18 protein-coding genes and 1 tRNA gene are annotated in these 19,859 nt (G+C 48.0%); 16 read left to right on the top strand and 3 right to left on the bottom strand.

Annotated features, from left to right (window positions below; genetic code table 11):
* Position 1: 1 nt before the first annotated feature.
* Together BGX14_RS11810 and BGX14_RS11805 are read left to right on the top strand one after the other, a co-directional pair.
* A complete protein-coding gene (locus BGX14_RS11810; RefSeq protein WP_073303049.1) occupies positions 2-1,045 on the top strand; it encodes an efflux RND transporter periplasmic adaptor subunit in 1,044 nt (347 codons plus the stop codon).
* Positions 1,046-1,066: 21 nt separating this feature from the next.
* Positions 1,067-4,204, top strand: coding sequence for an efflux RND transporter permease subunit (locus BGX14_RS11805; protein WP_095879993.1), 3,138 nt, complete (start codon positions 1,067-1,069; stop codon positions 4,202-4,204).
* A 62-nt stretch (positions 4,205-4,266) separates the two neighbouring features.
* Here the strand turns inward: BGX14_RS11805 and BGX14_RS11800 are convergent, their stop codons facing one another.
* Entirely contained in the window at positions 4,267-4,974 is a 708-nt protein-coding gene (locus BGX14_RS11800) for a DUF2334 domain-containing protein (RefSeq protein WP_158223315.1), read from the bottom strand.
* A gap of 49 nt (positions 4,975-5,023) precedes the next feature.
* On the opposite strand from BGX14_RS11800, the gene BGX14_RS11795 reads away from it, so the two are divergent.
* The 14 genes from BGX14_RS11795 (at position 5,024) to BGX14_RS11730 (ending at position 17,781) form a co-directional block, all read left to right on the top strand.
* Positions 5,024-5,662 (top strand): HAD family hydrolase, encoded by a 639-nt coding sequence (locus BGX14_RS11795; protein WP_073303052.1) that lies wholly within the window; start codon positions 5,024-5,026, stop codon positions 5,660-5,662.
* 3 nt (positions 5,663-5,665) lie between these two features.
* A complete protein-coding gene (gene miaB, locus BGX14_RS11790; protein WP_073303054.1) occupies positions 5,666-6,985 on the top strand; it encodes a tRNA (N6-isopentenyl adenosine(37)-C2)-methylthiotransferase MiaB in 1,320 nt (439 codons plus the stop codon).
* Between the two features lie 14 nt (positions 6,986-6,999).
* Complete coding sequence (locus BGX14_RS11785; RefSeq protein WP_158223314.1) at positions 7,000-7,917, top strand: SPOR domain-containing protein; 918 nt, start codon at positions 7,000-7,002, stop codon at positions 7,915-7,917.
* Between the two features lie 57 nt (positions 7,918-7,974).
* A tRNA-Leu gene (locus BGX14_RS11780) sits at positions 7,975-8,058 on the top strand.
* Between the two features lie 23 nt (positions 8,059-8,081).
* Positions 8,082-8,795 carry a hypothetical protein gene (locus tag BGX14_RS11775; RefSeq protein WP_095879990.1) on the top strand — a complete coding sequence of 238 codons (714 nt, stop codon included), beginning with the start codon at positions 8,082-8,084 and terminating at the stop codon, positions 8,793-8,795.
* Position 8,796: 1 nt separating this feature from the next.
* Entirely contained in the window at positions 8,797-9,144 is a 348-nt protein-coding gene (gene panD, locus BGX14_RS11770; protein WP_073303060.1) for an aspartate 1-decarboxylase, read from the top strand.
* A gap of 53 nt (positions 9,145-9,197) precedes the next feature.
* Positions 9,198-9,554: a LytR C-terminal domain-containing protein gene (locus BGX14_RS11765; RefSeq protein WP_158223313.1), complete on the top strand. Its 357-nt coding sequence runs from the start codon at positions 9,198-9,200 to the stop codon at positions 9,552-9,554.
* A complete protein-coding gene (gene rsfS / locus BGX14_RS15870) occupies positions 9,551-10,141 on the top strand; it encodes a ribosome silencing factor (RefSeq protein ID WP_078776741.1) in 591 nt (196 codons plus the stop codon). The genes BGX14_RS11765 and rsfS overlap by 4 nt, the downstream gene beginning before the upstream one ends.
* The gene (argS, locus tag BGX14_RS11755; protein ID WP_095879989.1) at positions 10,128-11,840 is read left to right on the top strand and encodes an arginine--tRNA ligase; all 1,713 of its coding nucleotides are present in this window, start codon (positions 10,128-10,130) and stop codon (positions 11,838-11,840) included. Before rsfS ends, argS begins: the two co-directional genes overlap by 14 nt.
* Before the next feature lie 3 nt (positions 11,841-11,843).
* The gene (locus tag BGX14_RS11750) at positions 11,844-12,902 is read left to right on the top strand and encodes a CofH family radical SAM protein (protein ID WP_095879988.1); all 1,059 of its coding nucleotides are present in this window, start codon (positions 11,844-11,846) and stop codon (positions 12,900-12,902) included.
* A 3-nt stretch (positions 12,903-12,905) separates the two neighbouring features.
* Positions 12,906-13,838 carry a rhomboid family intramembrane serine protease gene (locus BGX14_RS11745; protein ID WP_095879987.1) on the top strand — a complete coding sequence of 311 codons (933 nt, stop codon included), beginning with the start codon at positions 12,906-12,908 and terminating at the stop codon, positions 13,836-13,838.
* A complete protein-coding gene (locus tag BGX14_RS11740; RefSeq protein WP_073303070.1) occupies positions 13,838-14,320 on the top strand; it encodes a hypothetical protein in 483 nt (160 codons plus the stop codon). The genes BGX14_RS11745 and BGX14_RS11740 overlap by 1 nt, the downstream gene beginning before the upstream one ends.
* A gap of 9 nt (positions 14,321-14,329) precedes the next feature.
* Positions 14,330-16,141: a UbiD family decarboxylase gene (locus BGX14_RS11735; protein WP_095879986.1), complete on the top strand. Its 1,812-nt coding sequence runs from the start codon at positions 14,330-14,332 to the stop codon at positions 16,139-16,141.
* Positions 16,138-17,781 carry a hypothetical protein gene (locus tag BGX14_RS11730; RefSeq protein WP_095879985.1) on the top strand — a complete coding sequence of 548 codons (1,644 nt, stop codon included), beginning with the start codon at positions 16,138-16,140 and terminating at the stop codon, positions 17,779-17,781. Before BGX14_RS11735 ends, BGX14_RS11730 begins: the two co-directional genes overlap by 4 nt.
* Here the strand turns inward: BGX14_RS11730 and ribD are convergent.
* Positions 17,775-18,812, bottom strand: coding sequence for a bifunctional diaminohydroxyphosphoribosylaminopyrimidine deaminase/5-amino-6-(5-phosphoribosylamino)uracil reductase RibD (ribD, locus tag BGX14_RS11725; RefSeq protein WP_095879984.1), 1,038 nt, complete (start codon positions 18,810-18,812; stop codon positions 17,775-17,777). The two genes, BGX14_RS11730 and ribD, sit on opposite strands and share 7 nt — an antisense overlap.
* Positions 18,809-19,669 carry a PAS domain-containing protein gene (locus BGX14_RS11720; RefSeq protein ID WP_095879983.1) on the bottom strand — a complete coding sequence of 287 codons (861 nt, stop codon included), beginning with the start codon at positions 19,667-19,669 and terminating at the stop codon, positions 18,809-18,811. Before BGX14_RS11720 ends, ribD begins: the two co-directional genes overlap by 4 nt.
* Between the last annotated feature and the right edge of the window lie 190 nt (positions 19,670-19,859).

The following is a 19,859-nucleotide window of genomic DNA, read 5'->3' as shown; positions in this document are numbered from 1 at the left end:
TATGAAGCAGATTGTCAATAAAAAATGGATTGCCACAACCGCACTCGCCATGCTCCTCGCCGCCTGCGGAGAAAAGGAAGAAGCCAAGCAGGCAGCACCGACCCTTGAAGAAATCCAGGCGCAAAAAGGCAAACCGGTTCGCATTGTCACAGCAGCAAATGAAACCCTCGCCGATTTTAGAGAGTTCAACGGCACTGTCGAAGGCTCCAACCAGACCGACGCCATTGCCAAAATGTCGGACCCGATTGCCAAAATCAACGTGCAAGTAGGATCTAGCGTTCAAAAAGATCAGGTTCTTGCCGAATACGTCTTTACGGGCGACAACTCCAGCTATCAACAGGCCGAAGCCCAAGTAAAACTGATGGAAAAATCCCTGGAACGCATGAAAGAAGTGCAAGCCAAAGGTGGAATTTCCCAACAGGACATCGACAACACGGAAACGCAACTGAGCATTGCCAAGATGCAGCTGGAACAAGCTCGCCGCGCCACTCTCGTTTTGGCTCCGGCAGCAGGAACCGTGACTGATGTACGCTTCAAAGTCGGTGAGGTCCCCAGCGTTGGATCGGCACTGTTCACCATTGCCAAGCTGGATCAAGTGATTTTGAAACTCAACGTCACCACTCAGGACATCGGACTTTTCAAGAAAGGGGCCGAAGCAACCATCAACTTAAACGGCGAAACGCTGAAGGGTCGCGTTAGCATGATTCCGCTCGCCGCCGACACCAAGACGCGATTCTTCCCGGTGGAAATTACATTCCCGAACAAAGGCCGCAAGCTCTTGCCCGGCATGTATCTCAAAGCCAAAATCCATGCACGCGACGTGAAGGGTGTCAGCATTCCGAACGATGCTGTTGTCTATAAAGACGGCGTAAACTTCGCCTGGATTGTAGATGAAAACGGAAAAGCCAAGCGGAAAATTGTCCGTTTAGGAATTGTCGGCAATGATTTTACGCAGATACTTTCGGGCATTGAACTGAACGATAAGGTGATTACCGAAGGCGTTTCCAAAATGAACGACGGCGATAAAGTGCTTATTCTGGAATAAGCGGCGATTGGAGAATTTTGCATGATTAAGGCAAGTATCTATAAACCTATTACCATGTTGATGGTCATTTTGACCGTCGTTGTGTTCGGTATTTATACCTATTCAATGATGCCTGTCAACATGTTGCCGGACTTTGAAGTGCCGGTAGTAACGGCAACGGTCCGATATACAGGAGCCAGCCCAGAAGAATTGGAATCCACCGTCATCAAACCGATTGAAGACGAAGTGGAACTCATCGACGGTATCGACTACGTCAAAGCCTATGGCCGAGAACATTATGCCATTTTCGTCATTATGTTCGAAATGGGCGTGGACGTGGACGTAGCAGCAGCCGACGTGCGCGATAAAATCAGCCAGGCTTCGGCAGACTTCCCGGATGCCGTGGAAGAGCCGATTATTTCCAAAATGGACATTAACGCCAGTGCCATCATGAACTTCGCTTTTACAGGTCCGGTTTCTTCTACGGAATTGCGACAAAAAGCAGAAGACGAAATCAAACCGCTCCTGACGGCGACTTCGGGCGTAGCCAGCGTGGATCTTTTCGGTGGAACAATCCGGCAAATCGCTGTAGAACTCCGCAAAGACGATATGCTTTCCCGAAATGTGGATCCGGCGACTGTCATGGGCATCTTGCAAGCGGCAAACTTGAATTATCCGGCAGGCGATATTCGTGGAATCCGAAAGAATACCGGTTCTAGAACCACAGGTAAATTTACCAGCCTAGAAGAAATTCGCCAGATGGATATTCCCACCTCGACAGGCGTCATCAAATTGGGAGATATTGCAACTGTCAAAGACACCATTGAAGATATCACCTCTTACTCCCGCTATAACGGCGAGAACTCCATCGGATTTGATATTAAAAAGAGAAGCGATGCGAGCGTCGTGGCTGTAGCGAACAACGTGCTGCGAAAAGTTGATCAGATCAACGCCTCGCTTCCAGATGGTTATAAGCTGACACTCGTGTACAACCAAGCGGAAAAAGTGCAGGAATCGCTTGACAACGTGATTAACAATATCATGATTGCTATTGTCCTCACAGCCGTGATTTTGCTCCTCTTCCTCGGCAAGTTCTCCACGATGTTCATTGCTGCTGTGACCATGCCGATTTCGGTTGTCGGTGCGTTTACGCTGATGTATTTCGCGGGCTTCTCGATCAACTTGATGACGTTGATGGCGCTTTCGAGTGCGGTGGGTCTGCTTGTGACCAACTCCATCGTCGTTCTAGAAAATATCGCCATGAAGCTAGAGCAAGGGCTTGATCCCAAAGAAGCTGCCTATAAGGGCACCAGCGAAATCATGGTCGCTATCATGGCTTCGACTCTGACCAATGTTTGCGTGTTTGTGCCGATTGCCTTTATGAAATCCATTGCCGGTTCGTTCTTTAGGAACTACGGTTTGACGATGGTTTTTGCGACGGTCGTTTCGCTCCTCTTGACCTTTACCTTGACTCCTTTGATGGCCGCTTATCTCTTTAAAGGCAAGAAGAAAAACGCCGATGGCACAATTGTGGAAGAAAAGCCTTCGATTATCGCCCGTGCATTCAGCATTTTCCCAATTATCATTGATAAATTACGCAAAATCTACCTGAAAACTCTATCCTTCGCCCTTTCCATTCCCGGCGTGATTTTCCAGACCTTTGTTCTAATCGCGTTGATTTACGGCACGTTCCTGCTGGTTACCAAGTTCATGTCGGTAGAACTCATGCCTAAAAGCGATGAAGGCGTCATCAAAATCACCTTGGAAATGCCCTCTGGCACCAATGTGGAAACGATGGACAGCATCACTCGAGTAGTTGAAAGCCGCATTCAGGGTATTCCTGAACTCGCGCGCTATTCCGCGACCGTCGGCGGCGAATCCGGCAATACGAGCGTAAACCAGGCGACAATGCGCCTTACCCTCATCGATAAGAAAGAAGGCCGCATTCGAAATACGGACGACATCATTGACTCCCTGCGCGGAGTTCTTGCGGACATTCCCGATTTGTATATCGCCATCAAGAGTTCTTCGGCAACGGAAATGGGCGGCAACCAATCCGGTGACGTAACATTCCAGGTTCGTGGACTGAATGGCGATTCCGTAGTGAAAGCGTCCGAAATTGCGACGGAATATGTTAAATCCATCAAAGGCGTTACGGAAGTAAAATCTTCCTATGAAGCGGGAAAATCCGAAATCGCCTTTATCCCGAATCGCTCGGCACTGGCGGATTATGGAATGGCAATGCAATCAGCTTCTTTGTCCGCATACATTTATGTGAGCGGTTTGGAAGTCAGCCAATATACGGAAGACGGCGAAGAATACGACATCTATCTGCGTCTGCAAGAAAGCGACCGCGATTCCCGTCAAAAACTTTTGGACTTGCCGATTCTCACCTCCAAAGGCTACGTGCCGATGACGACGCTCTTCGATACGGAAAACTCGCAAGCTCCGACACAAATTATGCGCCAATATAAAAAGCGCCAAGTGGAAATCAGCATGAACCTGTTGCCAGGATATACATCCGGACAAATTATGAGCGATGTGATGAAAGCGTCTAAAAATTGGGAAGGTATTCCGCAAGACATCGAATTTTCATTCGGCGGCAACGCGGATATGCAAAATGACATGGTGCAGGAATTTACCGTCGCCATCATCATGGCAATCCTCTTGACCTACATCCTTCTGGTCGCCCTGCTAGAATCCTTCGCACAACCGTTTGTCATTCTGACCACAATTCCGATGGGTGCTATCGGTGTCGTTCTCGCTCTGGTTTTGACAGGATTCCCGCTTTCTATGATTGCATTTATGGCCATCGTTATGCTGATCGGCGTGGTGGTGAACAACGCCATTCTATTGCTGGACTCCGCAAACGCCAACCTACGCTCTGGAAAAATGGGACGTCGCTCCGCAATTATCACCGCAGGAAAAGAAAAATTCCAACCGATTATGTTGGCTTCAGCGGCTTCCGTTATTGCCCAAATGCCGCTTGCTTTGGCCATCGGCGGCGATATTGCGACATCCACTCAACCGATGGGCGTGGCGAGTGTCGGCGGTTTGATTATTTCGGCAATTCTTACGATGTATTTAGTGCCCACATTCTTCTGGCTGCCGAATGCGATTTTCAGCAAGGCAAAAGGAAAGGTCGCCAAATTCAAGGCGAAACGCTCTCAAAAAGCTTAACATAGATTCAAGCGAAAACGGCGGTTCAAAAAGAACCGCCGTTTTTTATTTGCAAAAAAATTTCAAAGCAGCGAACGATAATAAACCTGTTCACGCTTAACGCCTGCAAAACGGATTAAATTCAAAATGCGTTTTTCCCCTAGCGTTTCAAAATCTACAGGATGAAAAACCAGCCGGGGAACACCGGAAAAATTTTGCAAAACAAAACAAGAACCTCTTTGCGCCACTTGAAGCGAAAGACGAGGCAATCCCGCAAAACTAAGCGCAGGCGAAAAAAATTTGCGTCCTTTTGCATAAATGAAAAAGCGGTCTTCAAAAAAATCAAATTGCGCCAGAACCTGCTTTCGCAAATAAGCATTGCCATACCATGTTGGAGGCACAAATCCCCGTGGGCATTGAAACCCCAGCGAATTCCAAAAATCTATCGCCAGCGACAAAAGCTGTGAGGAATCTTCTTCGCCCAAGCCGGCAAATTCCGCTTCGCCTTGCGTCAGCTGCATTGCCCGACGCCCCCAAAACGTTCTTTCCCCATCATCCTTTGCCAAATGACTGGCCCCGTGCAAAAGCAATTCAAAATTTTCCGCAGAAAGTTTTTCTATTTCCCGCTTAAAAAAATCCACTTCCGCAGCGGACGCTCCATCCACATCGGGAATTACCGCCACCGTTATCGGATTCTTTGCCATTTGAGCAATCCATCGGATTTGTTGCGCGGCCAGGCCCGCATTTTTTACCGAGAAGTCATGGTAGCAAAGAATAAATTGTCGTTCCATAAAAATCAAGATAAAAAATGTTCTCCGGGGAATTGCTAAATTTGCAACGATGAAAAAGAAATTGCTGTACATTTTTGATATGGACGGAACTCTGTTCAATACTCTCGGCGATTTAAGCGCTGCGGTGAATTACGCGCTCTCTGCATTCGGACTGAAAAAACTTTCCACCGAAAAAATCAAAAGCTACATCGGCAACGGCTCTTTAAAACTGATCGAGCGTTCTTTGGAAGGCGCGCAAGTTCCCCTTGACGCTGTGCACAAGTGCTATTCTGAATTTTACGCCCAGCATTGCCGAGAACACACGGAACCCTATCCCGGAGTTATCGATTTTCTAAAGAACTTTCCCGCGAAAAAAGCGCTGGTGACAAACAAGCCTCACATTCCCGGAAAAGAACTGCTCAAATTATTCGACATCGATTCCTGCTTTGAAGCCTGTGCATTTGGCGACGAAGAAACCGCGCGAAAACCTTCTGCAGAGCCGTTTTTAAAAATTTTACAGCTTACCCGCACCGCTCCCCAAGACGCCGTAATGGTCGGCGACGACGCCCCCGATATTCTTGGCGCCCGAAACGCCGGCATTGACAGCGTATTCATCGAAAACGGTTTTGGCAAGCGCGAAAGTTTCGCCCCCGTAGAACCGACGTATTCCATTCCTCATTTTGCCGACCTCAAAAATTTAAAATTCTGAAATATGCCGACCCACTACCTAATAGATACTTACGGTTGTCAAATGAACGAGTACGACTCGGCTCTCATCGCGTCTTTGCTCGAAAAAAACGGATGCGTTCCGACCGAAGATCCCGAAGAAGCCGAATTGTTCTTTTTCAATACCTGTTCCGTTCGCGAAAAAGCGGAAGAGAGCGCCAAAGCCCGAATTTCAAAAATGAAATTCTATAAAAAACGCCGTCCCTGGATAAAATTCATCGTGACCGGCTGTATGGCGGAACATTTGGGAGTCCGGCTGATGGAACAAGTGGATTGCGTCGATTATGTAATTGGCCCGGACAAGTACAATCAAATTCCGGCTCTCCTGTTTCCGCGTCCTCTGGCGGTGAATAAAAAGACACTCCTTCGGCGGGTCGTTACCGGTTTTGAATATTCCGAAAACTATCTGGGCGAATACGCCAAATTGTCCCACCCATTTTCTTCTTATGTGACCATCCAGCGCGGATGCAATTTCCGGTGCAGCTACTGCATTGTCCCCTTCGTCCGCGGGCGAGAAAAATACCGTGCAGCAAGCGATGTCATTCGCGAGGTGGAAGCCGCCCGGGATAACGGCATTTCCGAAATCTGCTTGCTAGGGCAAACCGTAAACGCCTACCGAGAAAACGGAATGGATTTTGCCGATTTGCTTATCAAAATTTCCGAAATCCAAGGAATTCGCCGCATCCGTTTTATGAGTCCGCACCCACGCTTTTACACCGAAAAGCTCATCGACGTTCTGCAAAGCGTTCCGCAAATCTGCCCGCACGCCCACATTCCCATCCAAAGCGGCAGCGACACAATGCTCCAAAAAATGCGACGCCGTTACACCGTTGATGAATTTATGCGAATCCTTGAAAAATTCCGAGGGAACAATCCCTTGTACGGACTGACAACGGATGTCATTGCAGGATTTGTCGGAGAAACCGAAGAAGATTTTAAAGCGACTCTCGACGCATTTCAAGAGGCCCAGTTCGACGCCGCATTCATGTTCATCTACAGTCCCCGCGAAGGAACCGACAGTGCCAAAGAAGCGGAAAGCTTAACCGAAGAGCAAAAACAGGAACGGCTCGCGCGACTCGTGGAGCTGCAGAACGCAATTACATTGAAACGCAATCAGCAAATGATCGGACGGACCGAAGAAATCCTTGTCGAAGGGCCGTCTTCCAAGAATCCCAACGAATGGGTTGGCAAAACGGGCAGTTTCAAAAAAGTGGTTTTCGCCTCGGAAAATGTCAAGCCCGGCGATTACGTCCAATGCCACATCGACGACATCCGCGGTTGGACTTTGCGAGGAACCGTCGTCTAGAAACAGGAAGCACCATGAAATCTTTTCGTACTCTCATTCTTTTTTTTCTTGCCACCGAAACGATTTTAGCGGCAACATTGGAAAACGCCCAAAAAGCCTACGTTTCTGGAAACTGGAAAAGCGCCGCCGAATCGTTTGAATCCGTATGTCCTGCCCTCGACGCCTCCAAGCGTTCCGAATGCGCTTTGTGGGGAGTGCTCGCCCGTTCGCAAATCGGCAACTCCAAAGATTTTTCCATTGCGAAAAAACGCCTGGACAGCCTGATTTTCGCGACTCCCGACACCCTTCCGGTCATCTCGGATTTATACATGACGCGCGCCCAGTTTGAATTGTATTTAAAACGCAGCGACCTTTCCCAGAAAAGCCTCAAAACCGCTTTCGCTAAAGCGCAGCCCCATCAGATTCCCGTCATTTACCAAGTTTGCCAAAGCCTTTACAAAGCGGCTCCAAACGATTCTGTTCTGAATTTGTGCGCAGAAATTGAAAAAAGAAAAACGAATCCCGCCGAAACATCTAGTTCCAGCGGTGCCGGTTCAAGCTCTTCCATTCTGCCGATTGCCGAATCTTCTAGTTCCGAAACGATCGGAGCGGCATCATCATCCAGTTTCTCTCCCGATTCCAGCGTTTTGTCCTCGGCAAGCGCTTTTGCGCTTTCATCTTCAGAAAGCGTTCCTTTGCCCACCAACGAAAAGTCCAGCGAGTTTTGGTCGCTTCAACTGGGCGCATTCGGCATCCGCTCCAATGCGGAAATGCTCGTCAATTCGCTACAGTCCAAAAAAATCGAAGCACGCATCGAAGAATCCCATTTTGACGACCGGACGCTCTTTCTGGTGCAGACCGGAAAATTTGAAACCCGAGAACAGGCCGTCGAATACGGCGAAAAGGTTCTTTTGCCCCAACATTTGGAATATCAACCCGTAAAAAAACCATAATCTTTATTTTTCCTATTCAAAATTTGAAAAAGAGTTCTATATTTGTCTTTGCCCCTAGCCGGGGTGGTGAAATTGGTAGACGCGCTGGACTCAAAATCCAGTAGAGGCAACTCTGTGAGGGTTCGATTCCCTCCCCCGGCACTATATCGAACTGCTGAGGTTCAATGAAAACGACATTCAAAATCTTCTGTGCTTTTCTTTTCGCGGTTTCCGTTTCGTTTGCGCAAGACGATTTTGACAACTATGCAGCCGATGACACGACAGAAGAAGCTGTAGAGGATTCCTATTCCGCGGGTTCCGCAAATTCCTCGGACAGCGAATGGGCGGGCTTTGACTACGAAAGCGCCGGACTGACCCAGTGGGAATTTCAACAAGCCAAGGAAAATAACCTCAGCCGCGATAAGCTGACTCAATTGACCGAACTGGGCATTCGCCCGTCAGAATATCTGCAAGAGCCTTGGAAACGCCTCGGCGTATCCGAAGAAGATTGGCTGAGTTCCCGCGCCAAAGGTTTGGAAGATTCCGACATTGACCGTACTTATCGCAATCATTCGGGAGAACAAAACATCGCCTACCTTTCCGCTCTCGTTCCTTCCCTTTACCAGTGGAAACACGACGAAACGGTAAAAGCAATCTGGATGGATGCTCTTTGGGTGGTCGGCGTAGCAGGTCTGACTTATTTTGCGGTCAATAGCGACGAATATGACAATACCTGGGTTTACTGGTTGATTCCCGTCCTTGGAGCTCATATTTGGTCCTTTGCCGATGCCTTCTTCAATACCCAGTGGGCAAACAACCCCGACGCCGACCGCTTTAGCATGGGAGTCGGTCCTAGTTTGAATCGCGGAGTCGCGGGCGTTCTTCAAATACGCTTCTAAAATGCAAACCGATTTTCTGAAATGTAAAATCCATCGCGCAACTGTAACCGATGCGAATTTAAATTATGAAGGTTCCATCACTATCGATAAAGCTTTGATGGACGCCGCAGGAATTCTTCCCTTTGAAAAAGTCGGCGTTCTGGACATCAATAACGGTGCTCGTTTTGATACCTATGTCATCGAAGGGGAAGCCGAGTCCGGCACAATCTGTTTAAATGGCGCCGCCGCCAGAATGGTGCAAAAGGGCGACCTGGTCATTATCGTTTCGTATGTTTCTTTGACTCCGGAAGAAGCAAAGACATGGAAACCGACCATTGTAAAAGTAAACGCCCAAAACAAGCCGCTCTAAATCGCTATATTTACAGCGTGCGCATTTTCAAAGCAATCATCCCCGTTTTTTATTTGACCTTTCTTCTTTGTTCTTGCAAGGAAGAGGTTCAAATCGTACCTGAAATCCGCGAAACGCCGGGAGACATACAAGTCCTGAACTCCAGCGGCATCCCGGGTGCTGCGGTCAAAATGCGCGACTATTTGCGTTCACAAGGTTTCGACGTCATCGAAATGAGCAACGACAACCTCTGGAATTACGAAGAAACCATCATCGCCATCCGAAATCCTCACTGGGCAGGGGCCGAAGCCCTTGCCAAAGCCCTCCATACGACAAATGTCATCCCTTTAAAAAACAAGCAGAAACTTGTGGATGCAACCGTATTCGTGGGAAAAGATTTTGAAAAAATCACACAAACAGGAACACCATGACAACAGCAAAAAAAACGGCAACCAAAACCGTTACCAAAAAAACAACTGTAAAAAAAACGGCTACCAAAACTGCGGCTAAAGCGACTGAAAAAAAGACGACGGCAAAAGCCTCTGTAAAGAAAGCCGAAAAGAAAACAGTCGTCAAGAAGACGGCAAAGACAACGAAAAAAGTTTCATCCCAAAAAACATATTCAGAAGCCGTACAAGCGGCGGCGAAAATTTTATTTGAATTGCGCGCGCAAAAGTTGCAACTCATCGATCTGCGCGGCATTTCGGAAACCTCGGACTTCATGCTGCTCGCGACTTGCGAAAGCGAAGCCCAAATGCAAGCCATCCTGACCGAACTCGATAAAAATTTCAAACACCAAAAGTTACAGCACCGCACCGAGTACAAGCCCGGCATCAATATGCGCTGGGCGGTTTTCGACGCCGGGTTCGATTTAATCGTCCAACTTTTTGAAGAAGGAAAACGAGACGAACTCGCCTTGGACAAACTTTACAGCGATGCTCCTATCACTGAACTCGAAGAAAAAAACTTTATCCAGAAGACAACCAAAAAGGCCAAAGCTAAAGATGACCTCATTTAACGAAGAAATCGCCAAAGCCGTCGCCGCAACGGGTGCGTTTGAACAGGATCAAGCCAAAAAACTCATCACGATTCCGAACGACACGGAACACGGCAACTTTTCCCTTCCCTGCTTTGCTCTGGCAAAGACCCTGCACAAAGCACCCAAGCAAATCGCTGAAGACCTGGCCGCCAAAATCCAGCTGCCCGCCGGAATTTCCAAAGTAGAAGCCATCGCCGGCTACTTGAACTTTTTCATCGACAGAAAATTCCTCGCCGAGTCCATTTTGGAAAGCATTGCCCAAGGCGGACTGGAATACGGCCACGCAGCCCCGAATGGAAAAGTCGTCTGCATCGACTACAGCTCGCCGAATATCGGTAAGGAACTCGCCTTTCACCATCTGCGTTCCACGATGATAGGAAACAGCCTTGCTCGCATTTACAAGGCATTTGGCTACAAGGTAGAACGCATCAACCACCTGGGTGACTGGGGAACCGCTTTTGGCAAACTCATCGTGATGTATCTGCGGAAAAAACTTCCGACCGACCAAGCCACGCTGGATTCCCTGACGGTTAAAGAACTCAACGTTCTGTACGCCAGTTTTTCCAAAGCCGCTAAAACGGAACCCGAGTTGGAAAACGCCGCCCGGGACGCCTTTTCCAAATTGGAAAAAGGCGACGAATTTTACCGGAAATTATGGTTGGCCTTCCGCGCGGCGACCCTCAAAGAATTGATGCGCATCTACAAAATGATGGGCGTGGACTTTGACCACTATACGGGAGAATCGTTCTACGAAGACAAAATGCCCGCCGTCATTGACGCCCTCCGCGAAAAGAACCTGCTGGAACGCAGCGAGGAAAGGGACGTCGTAAAACTCGACGAGTACAAGCTGAACCCTTGCCTCATCCGCAAAAGCGACGGCAGTACGTTGTATGCCACCCGCGATCTCGCCGCCGCGATTTACCGCAAAAAAGAATACAACTTCGACAAATGCCTTTATGTGGTGGATCTCGGGCAATCCCTGCACTTCAAGCAGATCAAGCTCGTTCTCAAAAAGATGGGTTACGACTGGTCTGACGCCCTCGTCCACATTCCGTTCGGCGTCATTCTAAACCTGATCGACGGCAAGTGGGAAAAAGGAAAGACCCGCACAGGAACAGCCAGCCTTCTCCGGGATGTCATCGAAGCGGCACAAAAGAAAATCTTGGAATTTATCGATCAAAAAAATCCAGATTTGGAAAACAAGGAATTGATTGCCCAGCAAATTGGCATTAGCGCGCTGACTTTCAACGATTTGAAAAATCACCGGATGATGGATGTCAAATTCGATTGGGATTCCGCTTTGAGTTTTGATGGAGCGACCGGACCTTATGTCCAAAATGCGCACGTTCGCCTTTGCAGCATTATGCGGAAAGCGGGCTACGACGTTCAGCAACAAGACGTGAATTTTGAACAATTGACAGACGATGCCGCCTACGAACTGATCAAGCTGCTCGCCCAAAAAGCGGACCGCATTCGCAAAGCCTGCGAAACCGACGAGCCGAGCGAGCTTGCGCAATACTCCTTGGACATCGCGGGCGCAGCACACAAATTCATTCACGACGACCGCGTCCTCGGAAGCCCGGAAGAAAAATCCAGGCTCTTCCTCGTCAAATGTACGCAGATCGTTCTGGAAGACGTTCTGAACCTGCTAGGGCTTTTCCCCGTGCGGAATATGTAAAAGATGAACAGGCAAAATTCCATTTCCGCTCTGCTGGATAAAGCGACGACATCGAGACTCGCTCCCGACGAAGCGCTTTTCCTTTTGCAGAATGCGGATTGGACGGAAATCGTCCACGCCGCCAATGCCGTTCGGAATGCCAGACTCCCCGGAAAACGTGTCGGCTATACGGTTTATCGGATCATCAACTATACCAATATCTGCTCCATCCTTTGCGACTTTTGCGCTTTTTCCCGAAAAGCGGGCGAAGCAGGTGCCTATACGCTTTCCCTTGAAAAAATTCGGGAGAAAGCACTGGAAGCCAAAACCCTAGGCGCAGACCAAATTTTTTTGCAAGGCGGAGTCCATGAAGATCTGCCGCTGGAGTACTACACCGATATTCTTTCCCTGCTTTCAAAAGATCTCGGCATGAGCGTTCGCGGTTTTTCTCCCGTTGAACTGGTACACATTGCCAAAGCGCACCAATTAACCCTAGAAGAACTTCTTCGGCTTTTTAAAAATGCCGGACTTTCGTCCGTTCCCGGAGCCGGAGCCGAAATCCTTTCCGACAGAATCCGAAAGGAACTCAGCCCGAAAAAACTGACAGCAAAAGAATGGCGAGACACGCTGGCGGTCTGTCAAAAAAATGGACTTCCCGGCAGTGCCAATATCGTCATCGGATCCAAGGAATCGCCGCAAGATATTATTGAACATCTGGAACTGGTACGCAACCTTCAAGACGAAACTTCCGGAATCAAAAGCTTTGTCGCATGGACATTTCAACCGCAAACGGACAAATTCCCCATCCGCCATGTATCTCCAGCGGAATACCTAAAAGTCCTTGGACTTTGCCGACTTTACTTTGACAACATCCGTCACATTGAAGTTTCCGTTCTAGGAATGGGAAAAGCTATTGGTGAACTAGGACTCCTTTCTGGAGCCGACGATATCAACAGTATCGTTCTAGAAGAAAACGTTTTGATTTCCCAAGGAATCCGCAGCATTGCCGAAGCCGAGGACTTTATCCGAAATGCGGGATTTATTCCCTACCGACGGGACTTGAATTTCAGCGGCGACGATTAAGCTATGCGAACGCGAACTCGATTCAGGCGCCTACAGATCGACGAGATTCTGCACGTCGTCCCAGCGGAGAGTTCTATAGCCATCGGCAACCTAAAACAAATCCGGATATACAGTCTGGTCCTAGCAAGCCAGAGGATTCCCCATCAAATTTTGCGGGATAAGCGGGGACCTTACAAACTTTCCGTATGGGGTAAATACCAAGAGTCCGCATCCCAGCAAATCGCCCTTTACATTCAAGAAAATCCTCCCCAACCGGAAAATCCCCCTTTAGCGCTCCGCTTTAAAATTTCACCGCTCCTCATTCTTTCCCTTCCTGCGGTTCTGACCCTTCTTCAATTTTCCCGCTATGGCAGCCGCTGGTATCACACCGGAATCGCCGATGCAGAAAAAATTCTGTCTGGAGATTGGTGGCGTCCCATTACCGCTCTCACTTTGCACGGGAATGCACACCATCTGGCTTCCAACCTGATTTCCGGCTATATTGTTTTGAACCTGCTGGCATTCCGCTTGCCTCTCGCCCGCATCGCTCTCCCCATCGCCGTAGCATCCGCAGTGGCCAATTTTTTTGTCGCCCTCACCGTGCAAGAGGATTTTCGTTCTCTCGGTTTTTCCACTTTTGTCTTTTGTGCAATCGGTACTCTCGGCACCATTGAATTTCGCCTGCTGCCTTTGAAAACGGGCAATGTCCTGCGACGTTTCACTCCGCTTTTCGCCAGCGCGCTCTTAGCCATTTTTCTGGGCATCGGCGAAAACGCCGATATTCTTTCCCATTTTTATGGTTTTGCATTAGGACTCATCGTTGGCTTTTTACCGTCGAAAAAAAGTCTCCTCTGGGGAGAAAAAAGAACAACCTTGGACTTTCTCTTCTGGATTCTCTATTTTGCGTTCTTTGCCTTCGCCTGGCGGCGGGCAATTTTATTATCTTTATCGGTATAATGGGAAACATTATTCAAACTTCCGGTTTTTCAATTCAGGACAATGAAGCGAACAAACTCCTTCACGTATTTCCATTGATTCTGAATGTCGGCGATTCGCCTGCGCTTTTGTTCCGTCTGGATGCGCCACTTGCCGTTGGCACGAGCGTTTCTTATCGGCTTGTCGCTGGTTTCCGGATTTTGAACTGGAAAGGGAAAATCACTTCTGTCCAAAAAAACGACTGGACTGCGGAATTGCAGGAAGGCCCGTTTTCCTTTTTTCAAGTGAAGCACTCCGTACAAAAAACAGGCGACTTGTTGGAATTGACAGACGAAATTTATTTTGGCGGAGAAGCTCCCGAATTGGCGGTCGCCATGCGGAATGCCAGACTGCTTTACGCATTTAAAGATCGAGCCGATTTGCTCCAAGCCCAAGACTCTTACGAATCCCACCGCAAGACCGAAAGCTTCAAAGCATTCAATGCCGGATTGTCTGCGGGCTGACGGAGAGCCATGCCCTACAAATCCTTAGAAAGCGCGCTTTTAGATTTAGAAAAGCACGGGATGCTTTTGCGCATTTCCGAAGAGGTTTCTCCCGATTTAATCATGCCCAAAATGGCAGAAATCGCCACTCAAGAAAACCTGCCCGCTCTCCTTTTTGAACGCGTTCAGAATTCCCCATTCCGTGCTGCGGCAAATATCTTTGGCAGTCGTGAACGCATCCATTTTCTATTTCGCAAAACCCTCCAACGTACAAAAACGGCTATTGATTTTCACGCCAATCCCGTCGAAGTTTTAAAACGGCCCCAAAACTGGTTTTCGCTTCCCTCTATAGGATGCTCCGTTCTTCCCGTCAAAAGTTTTGCTTCTCCGGTTCTGCAAGAAACAACCCGTCTCAGCGACTTGCCGCAAATTCGTCTGCACGCCAAAGACGGCGGCACTTTTTTAACTCTCCCGCAAGTCTTTTCGCAACAGCCCGAAGAACGGCAGCTGCTAAAATCCAATCTCGGAATGTATCGCATTCAAACATCCGGCAACCAGTATGTGCAAAATCAAGAATGCGGTCTCCATTACCAAATCGAACGGGGCATTGCCAGGCACCATGAAGCGGCAATTCAAAAAGGCGAACCGCTGAAAGTCAGCATTTGGCTAGGAGGACCTCCCGCCCAGACGTTGGCCGCCATTATGCCAATGCCTGCGAATCTTTCCGAACTGATTTTTGCCGGTCTTTTAAACGGTCGCGGTTTTCGCTATACGCATCTGGACGGTTATACGATTTCTTCCGATGCGGATTTTTGCATTTTAGGCGAGCTAGCTCCTACGCTAAAACCCGAAGGCCCTTTTGGCGACCATCTGGGCTACTATTCCGACAGGCACGATTTTCCCTACCTGAACGTCAAAAAAGTTTTTTGCAAAAAAAATGCCATCTATCCGTTTACAACCGTCGGCAGGCCGCCTCAGGAAGATTCCATTTTTGGAGAGTTCATCGCAGAAATAGTGAAACCGATGGTGCCGCAATCCGTTCCGGGAGTAGATGAAATAAACGCCGTGGATGCCGCTGGCGTGCATCCTCTGCTGCTTGCCATCGGAAAAGAACGCTACCGCCCCTATGTCAAAGACCGAGAACCGATGGAGCTTTTAAAAGAAGCCAACGCCCTTCTCGGATTCAATCAAGTTTCTCTTTCCAAATATGTTTTCATCACCGCCCGAGAAGACGCTCCGGATTTACGCACGACAAAATACGTCGATTATTTCACGCACGTTTTAGAACAAATTCACTTTGATCGGGATATTCATTTTCAAACAGAAACAACGATAGACACGCTGGATTACTCCGGACGCTCTCTGAATCATGGATCCAAAGTCGTTTTTGCTACCGCCGGGCAAAAAATTCGTCAGCTCGGCCATTCGGAATCGGATTTGTCCTTATTGCATTTGCCCTTTGGATTTTCCAACCCCAAGTTGGTCTTTCCCGGAGTTCTCGCCATACAAGCGACGACCGCAGCAAAAATTTCCGAATTCGTACAAACGCTGGAAAATTTTCCATACCGAAACAATTATCCGCTGATAACTATCGCCGACGACTCCCATTTTACCGCAAAAAATTTGGAAAACTGGATGTGGGTGACATTTACCCGCAGCAACCCGGCCTCTGACATCTATGGTTTTCAGGAGCAATTTCGCCATAAGCACTGGACTTGTCAAAGTCCTCTGATTATTGACTCCCGCCTAAAATCACAAATGCAAAGCCCCATTGAAGACGACCCCAAAATCGAAAAACTTGCCCGTGAAATTCTGCATCGAGCGCAAAAGAGAAAGCCATGACGAAAAAATCGGCTATCGCCTTTGCCATTTTGTGTCTATTCATCGCCAGCATTTCGGCCAGTCCCATCTGCGGGCGTGAACGCCTTTGGCAAAACCGTACTCAACAAGTTCATTCCATCGGAACGCCTTCCGCCAAATGGATAACCTCATCCACAACAAACTGCGATGCGGAATTTTATTACGATACAAGCGATGTCCAAGAACGCATTACCCAACATTTTCACATTTATTATGTCATTGAAGGCATTCACGCCACGAAAAAAGCTTTTGTAGATTCCCTGGCGACGGCACTGGAAAAAGCCTGGAATTTTTACATACAAGAACTCGGCTATAAAAAACCGAAAGCCGCCCCCATCACTTGGCATTACCGCAAAGAACCCGCTCCCAATCGCTTCCCCATTGAAATCGCCGACATCAATTCCATTCGCGATAACGCCAGCCTATTCGGCGGTTTTTGCGGAGAATGTATCGCCGTCACCTTTTCGCCTTCCAGCGAACCGGACGAATCGGAAATTATCATTGAAAATGATTTTTTCTTTGCCGGAATCAACAGCCCGCAAAAAAACGAAACCGATTCTTACTGTACCTTTTACAAAGCGGACAACCCGATGCAAAACGAAGTCACCGGAATCGACTATACCGTTCATTTCGGCAAACTCATTCGGGCGACAGCCTTTCACGAATTTTATCACACGCTTCAATTTATCTACTTACCTCCTACGGACAAGCGCGACACTTACTGGTACGAAGCTTCCGCAACCGCCCAAGAAGAAATCGGAGCTCCCGATGTCAATGATTACTGGTCACAGCTGCCGCTATTTTTCAATGCAACAGAAAAACCGTTTCATGAACTCAGCAGCGACTACGGCCTCGCCGTGTGGGAACTTTATAACGAAAGTATCTACGGCAATCCTATAGGAAAGCATTTTTGGGAACGATTTGCCAAAAATCCAGACGCATCCTTTGAAGAAATTTTCGCCGAAGAAATGCAATATCGGGAAATCGATCCGGATTCCTCTTTCAACGATTTTGCCGAACGGCTTCTTTTTTCTGGACCTCGGGCATCATTTTCCGATTCCACAAAGCTCATTACGGACGACGCTTTCCGTTGGCCCTTTCAACCGAAAATTCTTTCGCCATCCACGGAAAGCGTTTCACTGACTCCGCCAGCCATCGCTTACTATCGCATCACCACGGATTCCATTCCACATTTAGACGCATTCCAAGGAAAAGCCAGCATCGCTTTATACGGCAAGACACAAACGCCCATCTTTTATTCTCTAGATACAATAACGCTGGCCAATATCCTGCCCCAAATAGAAAAATCGGAAAATGCCGTTTTAATTCTTTCCAGACTTCGTGAACAGACAAGCCAAAAACCCATCGTCGATTCCCTGCCAATGCGAAATTACCCGAATCCGTGGCGTGGCGAAACGCCCCTCTGCTTTGCCCATCTTCCCCAAGATAAGACGTTTATAGAAATTCGGACAAGAACCGGAAAGCTCGTCGGCCAATTCAGATATTCGGGAGAACAGCTTTGCCTGGAAGCGGAAACGCTGCGAGAAAAACTCGCCCCCGGATTATACTACTTCCGAGCGGGAAACAAAAACAAGGCGAAGCCCTTTCTTGTCGTCTATTGATTTTCGTCGCGGTCAGCGGTCAGCAAAAAATCGTTTCCCAGTTTTGCGATTTGTCGCAATTCCGGCTCTACTCCGCTTCGCCAAGAAAGGCCATTGAACATTTCCTTTGTAGAGCGTAACACAAACAAACGATTCCACATTTTATTCGCCAAAATCTGACGGCACAAAGTCGCCCCGGGTTCCACAGCTAGCCGATGAATGCCCATTTGACTCAAGTCGTCCACCATTTTCGACCAATTTTCAGCAAAAGTTTTTCCCTCTAAAAGGCGAACTTCTGCAAGTCCGTCCAATTCTGTTTGGGGAATCCGGCTGTAAACCATCGGCAATCGTGCAAAAGGAGTTTCCCAAAGATGCAGATGCCGCGAAAGCAAACGAGAACCGGCAAAAACAATTCGAATGGGATGATTTCCGCCAACTCCGCGAACGGTCAATTTCGGGTTATCCGCAAGAACCGTTCCTCCGCCCACGCAAATACATTCCGCAGTTCTTCGCCATTTCGCCGTCCAGACATTCGCTTCCATTCCCGAAATGCGAACCGGTGAACGATCCGCCGCAGCAATAAATCCGTCAGCCGACTCGGCGATTTTCAATTCGACAAACGGACGGCGGTTCCGAACAAAAAAATCATAAGCATCATAAAAATGCAAAAAATCGTCAGGCGGAGAAACAAAAACCGATTCGATGCCCGCTGAAGCCAAAATTTTTTCGCTTTTTCCAAAAACCTGCGGATTCGGATCTCGATGGGCAAAGAAAACTTTCTGAATTCCTGCGGCGATAATCGCCTGCGTGCAGGGCGGCGTTCTGCCAAAATGACAGCAGGGTTCCAACGTTACATACAAAGTCGCTTGATTCGCTCGCTCGCCCGCATCCCGCAAGGCCATCACTTCGGCATGGGGGCCGTGAATCCTTTGCGTGTGCCCCACTCCAACAATTTTTCCATCTTTTACAACAACCGCGCCCACTGCCGGATTCGGAAACGAAACGCCAACCGCCAACAATGCCTGTTCAAAAGCCTTTTCCAGATAATTCATTTTTTCGACAGCAACTGGCTTACGCCATACAAAGTGTAAAATCCGATATCGTTCTTTTCCAACGTACTGCAAATTTCCAAATCGACTCTGGAGCCGTCTTTATTTTGCACCGTAATCACAGACCTCTGCGGAGAATCGCATTCCTTTCCACTATCGGCAAGACTCGCAATCCGTTCATTCAATTCCTGCCGGATTTTAGAAAGGGATTCCGGCGTAAACACATCTACATTAGAAATAATCGGACCAGCGGGAAAATCGTCAATGCCAAAGCGTTCTTTGGAAACAGGCGTCAAGAGAGTCAGTCGCCGAGACAGACAATCCATTTTCCAAACGATTGCCCACGAATTATTCAGCAAGATATTCATCAACCTTTTGTGTTCAATCAATTCTTCATGGATTCGAATTTGTTCATTTATCGGAAAGAACGAACAACAAAAAATCTCTTTAGCCCGAAACGAAGTGAAAAATCCAAAAAGTTCATACCATTGCCATCCATATCGCGCATCGCGCAAACGAATCCGTAAATTTTCAATACTTTTGCCCGCATACTTTTTCTCGTCGCCAAGAGAATTGGTTATCACTGTATTTAATAGTTTCGCATCGTCCGGGTGAATAAATTCCTTGAAGTTATGTTTTTTAAGTTCTTCATCGGAAATGCCGAAAATCTGCAATAACGCTGCCGATGCCGATAACGATTGCAAGTCTTTTAAGGAAAGAATGGCAAGAAGGCTTTTGGTCTTCTGATCTATCTGGCGAACCAGCTGCAAGCGGTCTTTTAAAGAAACGATTTGCAACAGCAAAAAGATAACCGCCACAAAAAACAATAGAGCGAGAATCAGAGGGTAATTGTCAAACATAGGATTCTTCTAAAATGGTTTTGGGGGATGCTTCGACAAGCTCACCAACCGTTTGTCGAACTAATCGAAGGGAAACAGAAATGAAAAGCGGTCAATACATTCGGTATTGAACACTTTAAGAAATGAAGCCATGCGACGCAGCACAACTGATTTTTGGAAAATGGATTTTTAACTATAGCCATAATGCCAA

The sequence above is a fragment of the Fibrobacter sp. UWS1 genome (assembly GCF_002300445.1).
GTDB lineage: Bacteria > Fibrobacterota > Fibrobacteria > Fibrobacterales > Fibrobacteraceae > Hallerella > Hallerella intestinalis.
This window is presented reverse-complemented; position numbering and strand designations above follow the sequence as displayed.

What these genes read in the sequence shown, in the direction of transcription:
- BGX14_RS11810 (WP_073303049.1), top strand. Translation starts at nt 2, where the DNA reads ATGAAGCAGATTGTCAATAAAAAATGGATTGCCACAACCGCACTCGCC.
- BGX14_RS11805 (WP_095879993.1), top strand. Translation starts at nt 1,067, where the DNA reads ATGATTAAGGCAAGTATCTATAAACCTATTACCATGTTGATGGTCATT.
- BGX14_RS11800 (WP_158223315.1), bottom strand. Translation starts at nt 4,974, where the DNA reads ATGGAACGACAATTTATTCTTTGCTACCATGACTTCTCGGTAAAAAAT.
- BGX14_RS11795 (WP_073303052.1), top strand. Translation starts at nt 5,024, where the DNA reads ATGAAAAAGAAATTGCTGTACATTTTTGATATGGACGGAACTCTGTTC.
- miaB (WP_073303054.1), top strand. Translation starts at nt 5,666, where the DNA reads ATGCCGACCCACTACCTAATAGATACTTACGGTTGTCAAATGAACGAG.
- BGX14_RS11785 (WP_158223314.1), top strand. Translation starts at nt 7,000, where the DNA reads ATGAAATCTTTTCGTACTCTCATTCTTTTTTTTCTTGCCACCGAAACG.
- BGX14_RS11775 (WP_095879990.1), top strand. Translation starts at nt 8,082, where the DNA reads ATGAAAACGACATTCAAAATCTTCTGTGCTTTTCTTTTCGCGGTTTCC.
- panD (WP_073303060.1), top strand. Translation starts at nt 8,797, where the DNA reads ATGCAAACCGATTTTCTGAAATGTAAAATCCATCGCGCAACTGTAACC.
- rsfS (WP_078776741.1), top strand. Translation starts at nt 9,551, where the DNA reads ATGACAACAGCAAAAAAAACGGCAACCAAAACCGTTACCAAAAAAACA.
- argS (WP_095879989.1), top strand. Translation starts at nt 10,128, where the DNA reads ATGACCTCATTTAACGAAGAAATCGCCAAAGCCGTCGCCGCAACGGGT.
- BGX14_RS11750 (WP_095879988.1), top strand. Translation starts at nt 11,844, where the DNA reads ATGAACAGGCAAAATTCCATTTCCGCTCTGCTGGATAAAGCGACGACA.
- BGX14_RS11745 (WP_095879987.1), top strand. Translation starts at nt 12,906, where the DNA reads ATGCGAACGCGAACTCGATTCAGGCGCCTACAGATCGACGAGATTCTG.
- BGX14_RS11740 (WP_073303070.1), top strand. Translation starts at nt 13,838, where the DNA reads ATGGGAAACATTATTCAAACTTCCGGTTTTTCAATTCAGGACAATGAA.
- BGX14_RS11735 (WP_095879986.1), top strand. Translation starts at nt 14,330, where the DNA reads ATGCCCTACAAATCCTTAGAAAGCGCGCTTTTAGATTTAGAAAAGCAC.
- BGX14_RS11730 (WP_095879985.1), top strand. Translation starts at nt 16,138, where the DNA reads ATGACGAAAAAATCGGCTATCGCCTTTGCCATTTTGTGTCTATTCATC.
- ribD (WP_095879984.1), bottom strand. Translation starts at nt 18,812, where the DNA reads ATGAATTATCTGGAAAAGGCTTTTGAACAGGCATTGTTGGCGGTTGGC.
- BGX14_RS11720 (WP_095879983.1), bottom strand. Translation starts at nt 19,669, where the DNA reads ATGTTTGACAATTACCCTCTGATTCTCGCTCTATTGTTTTTTGTGGCG.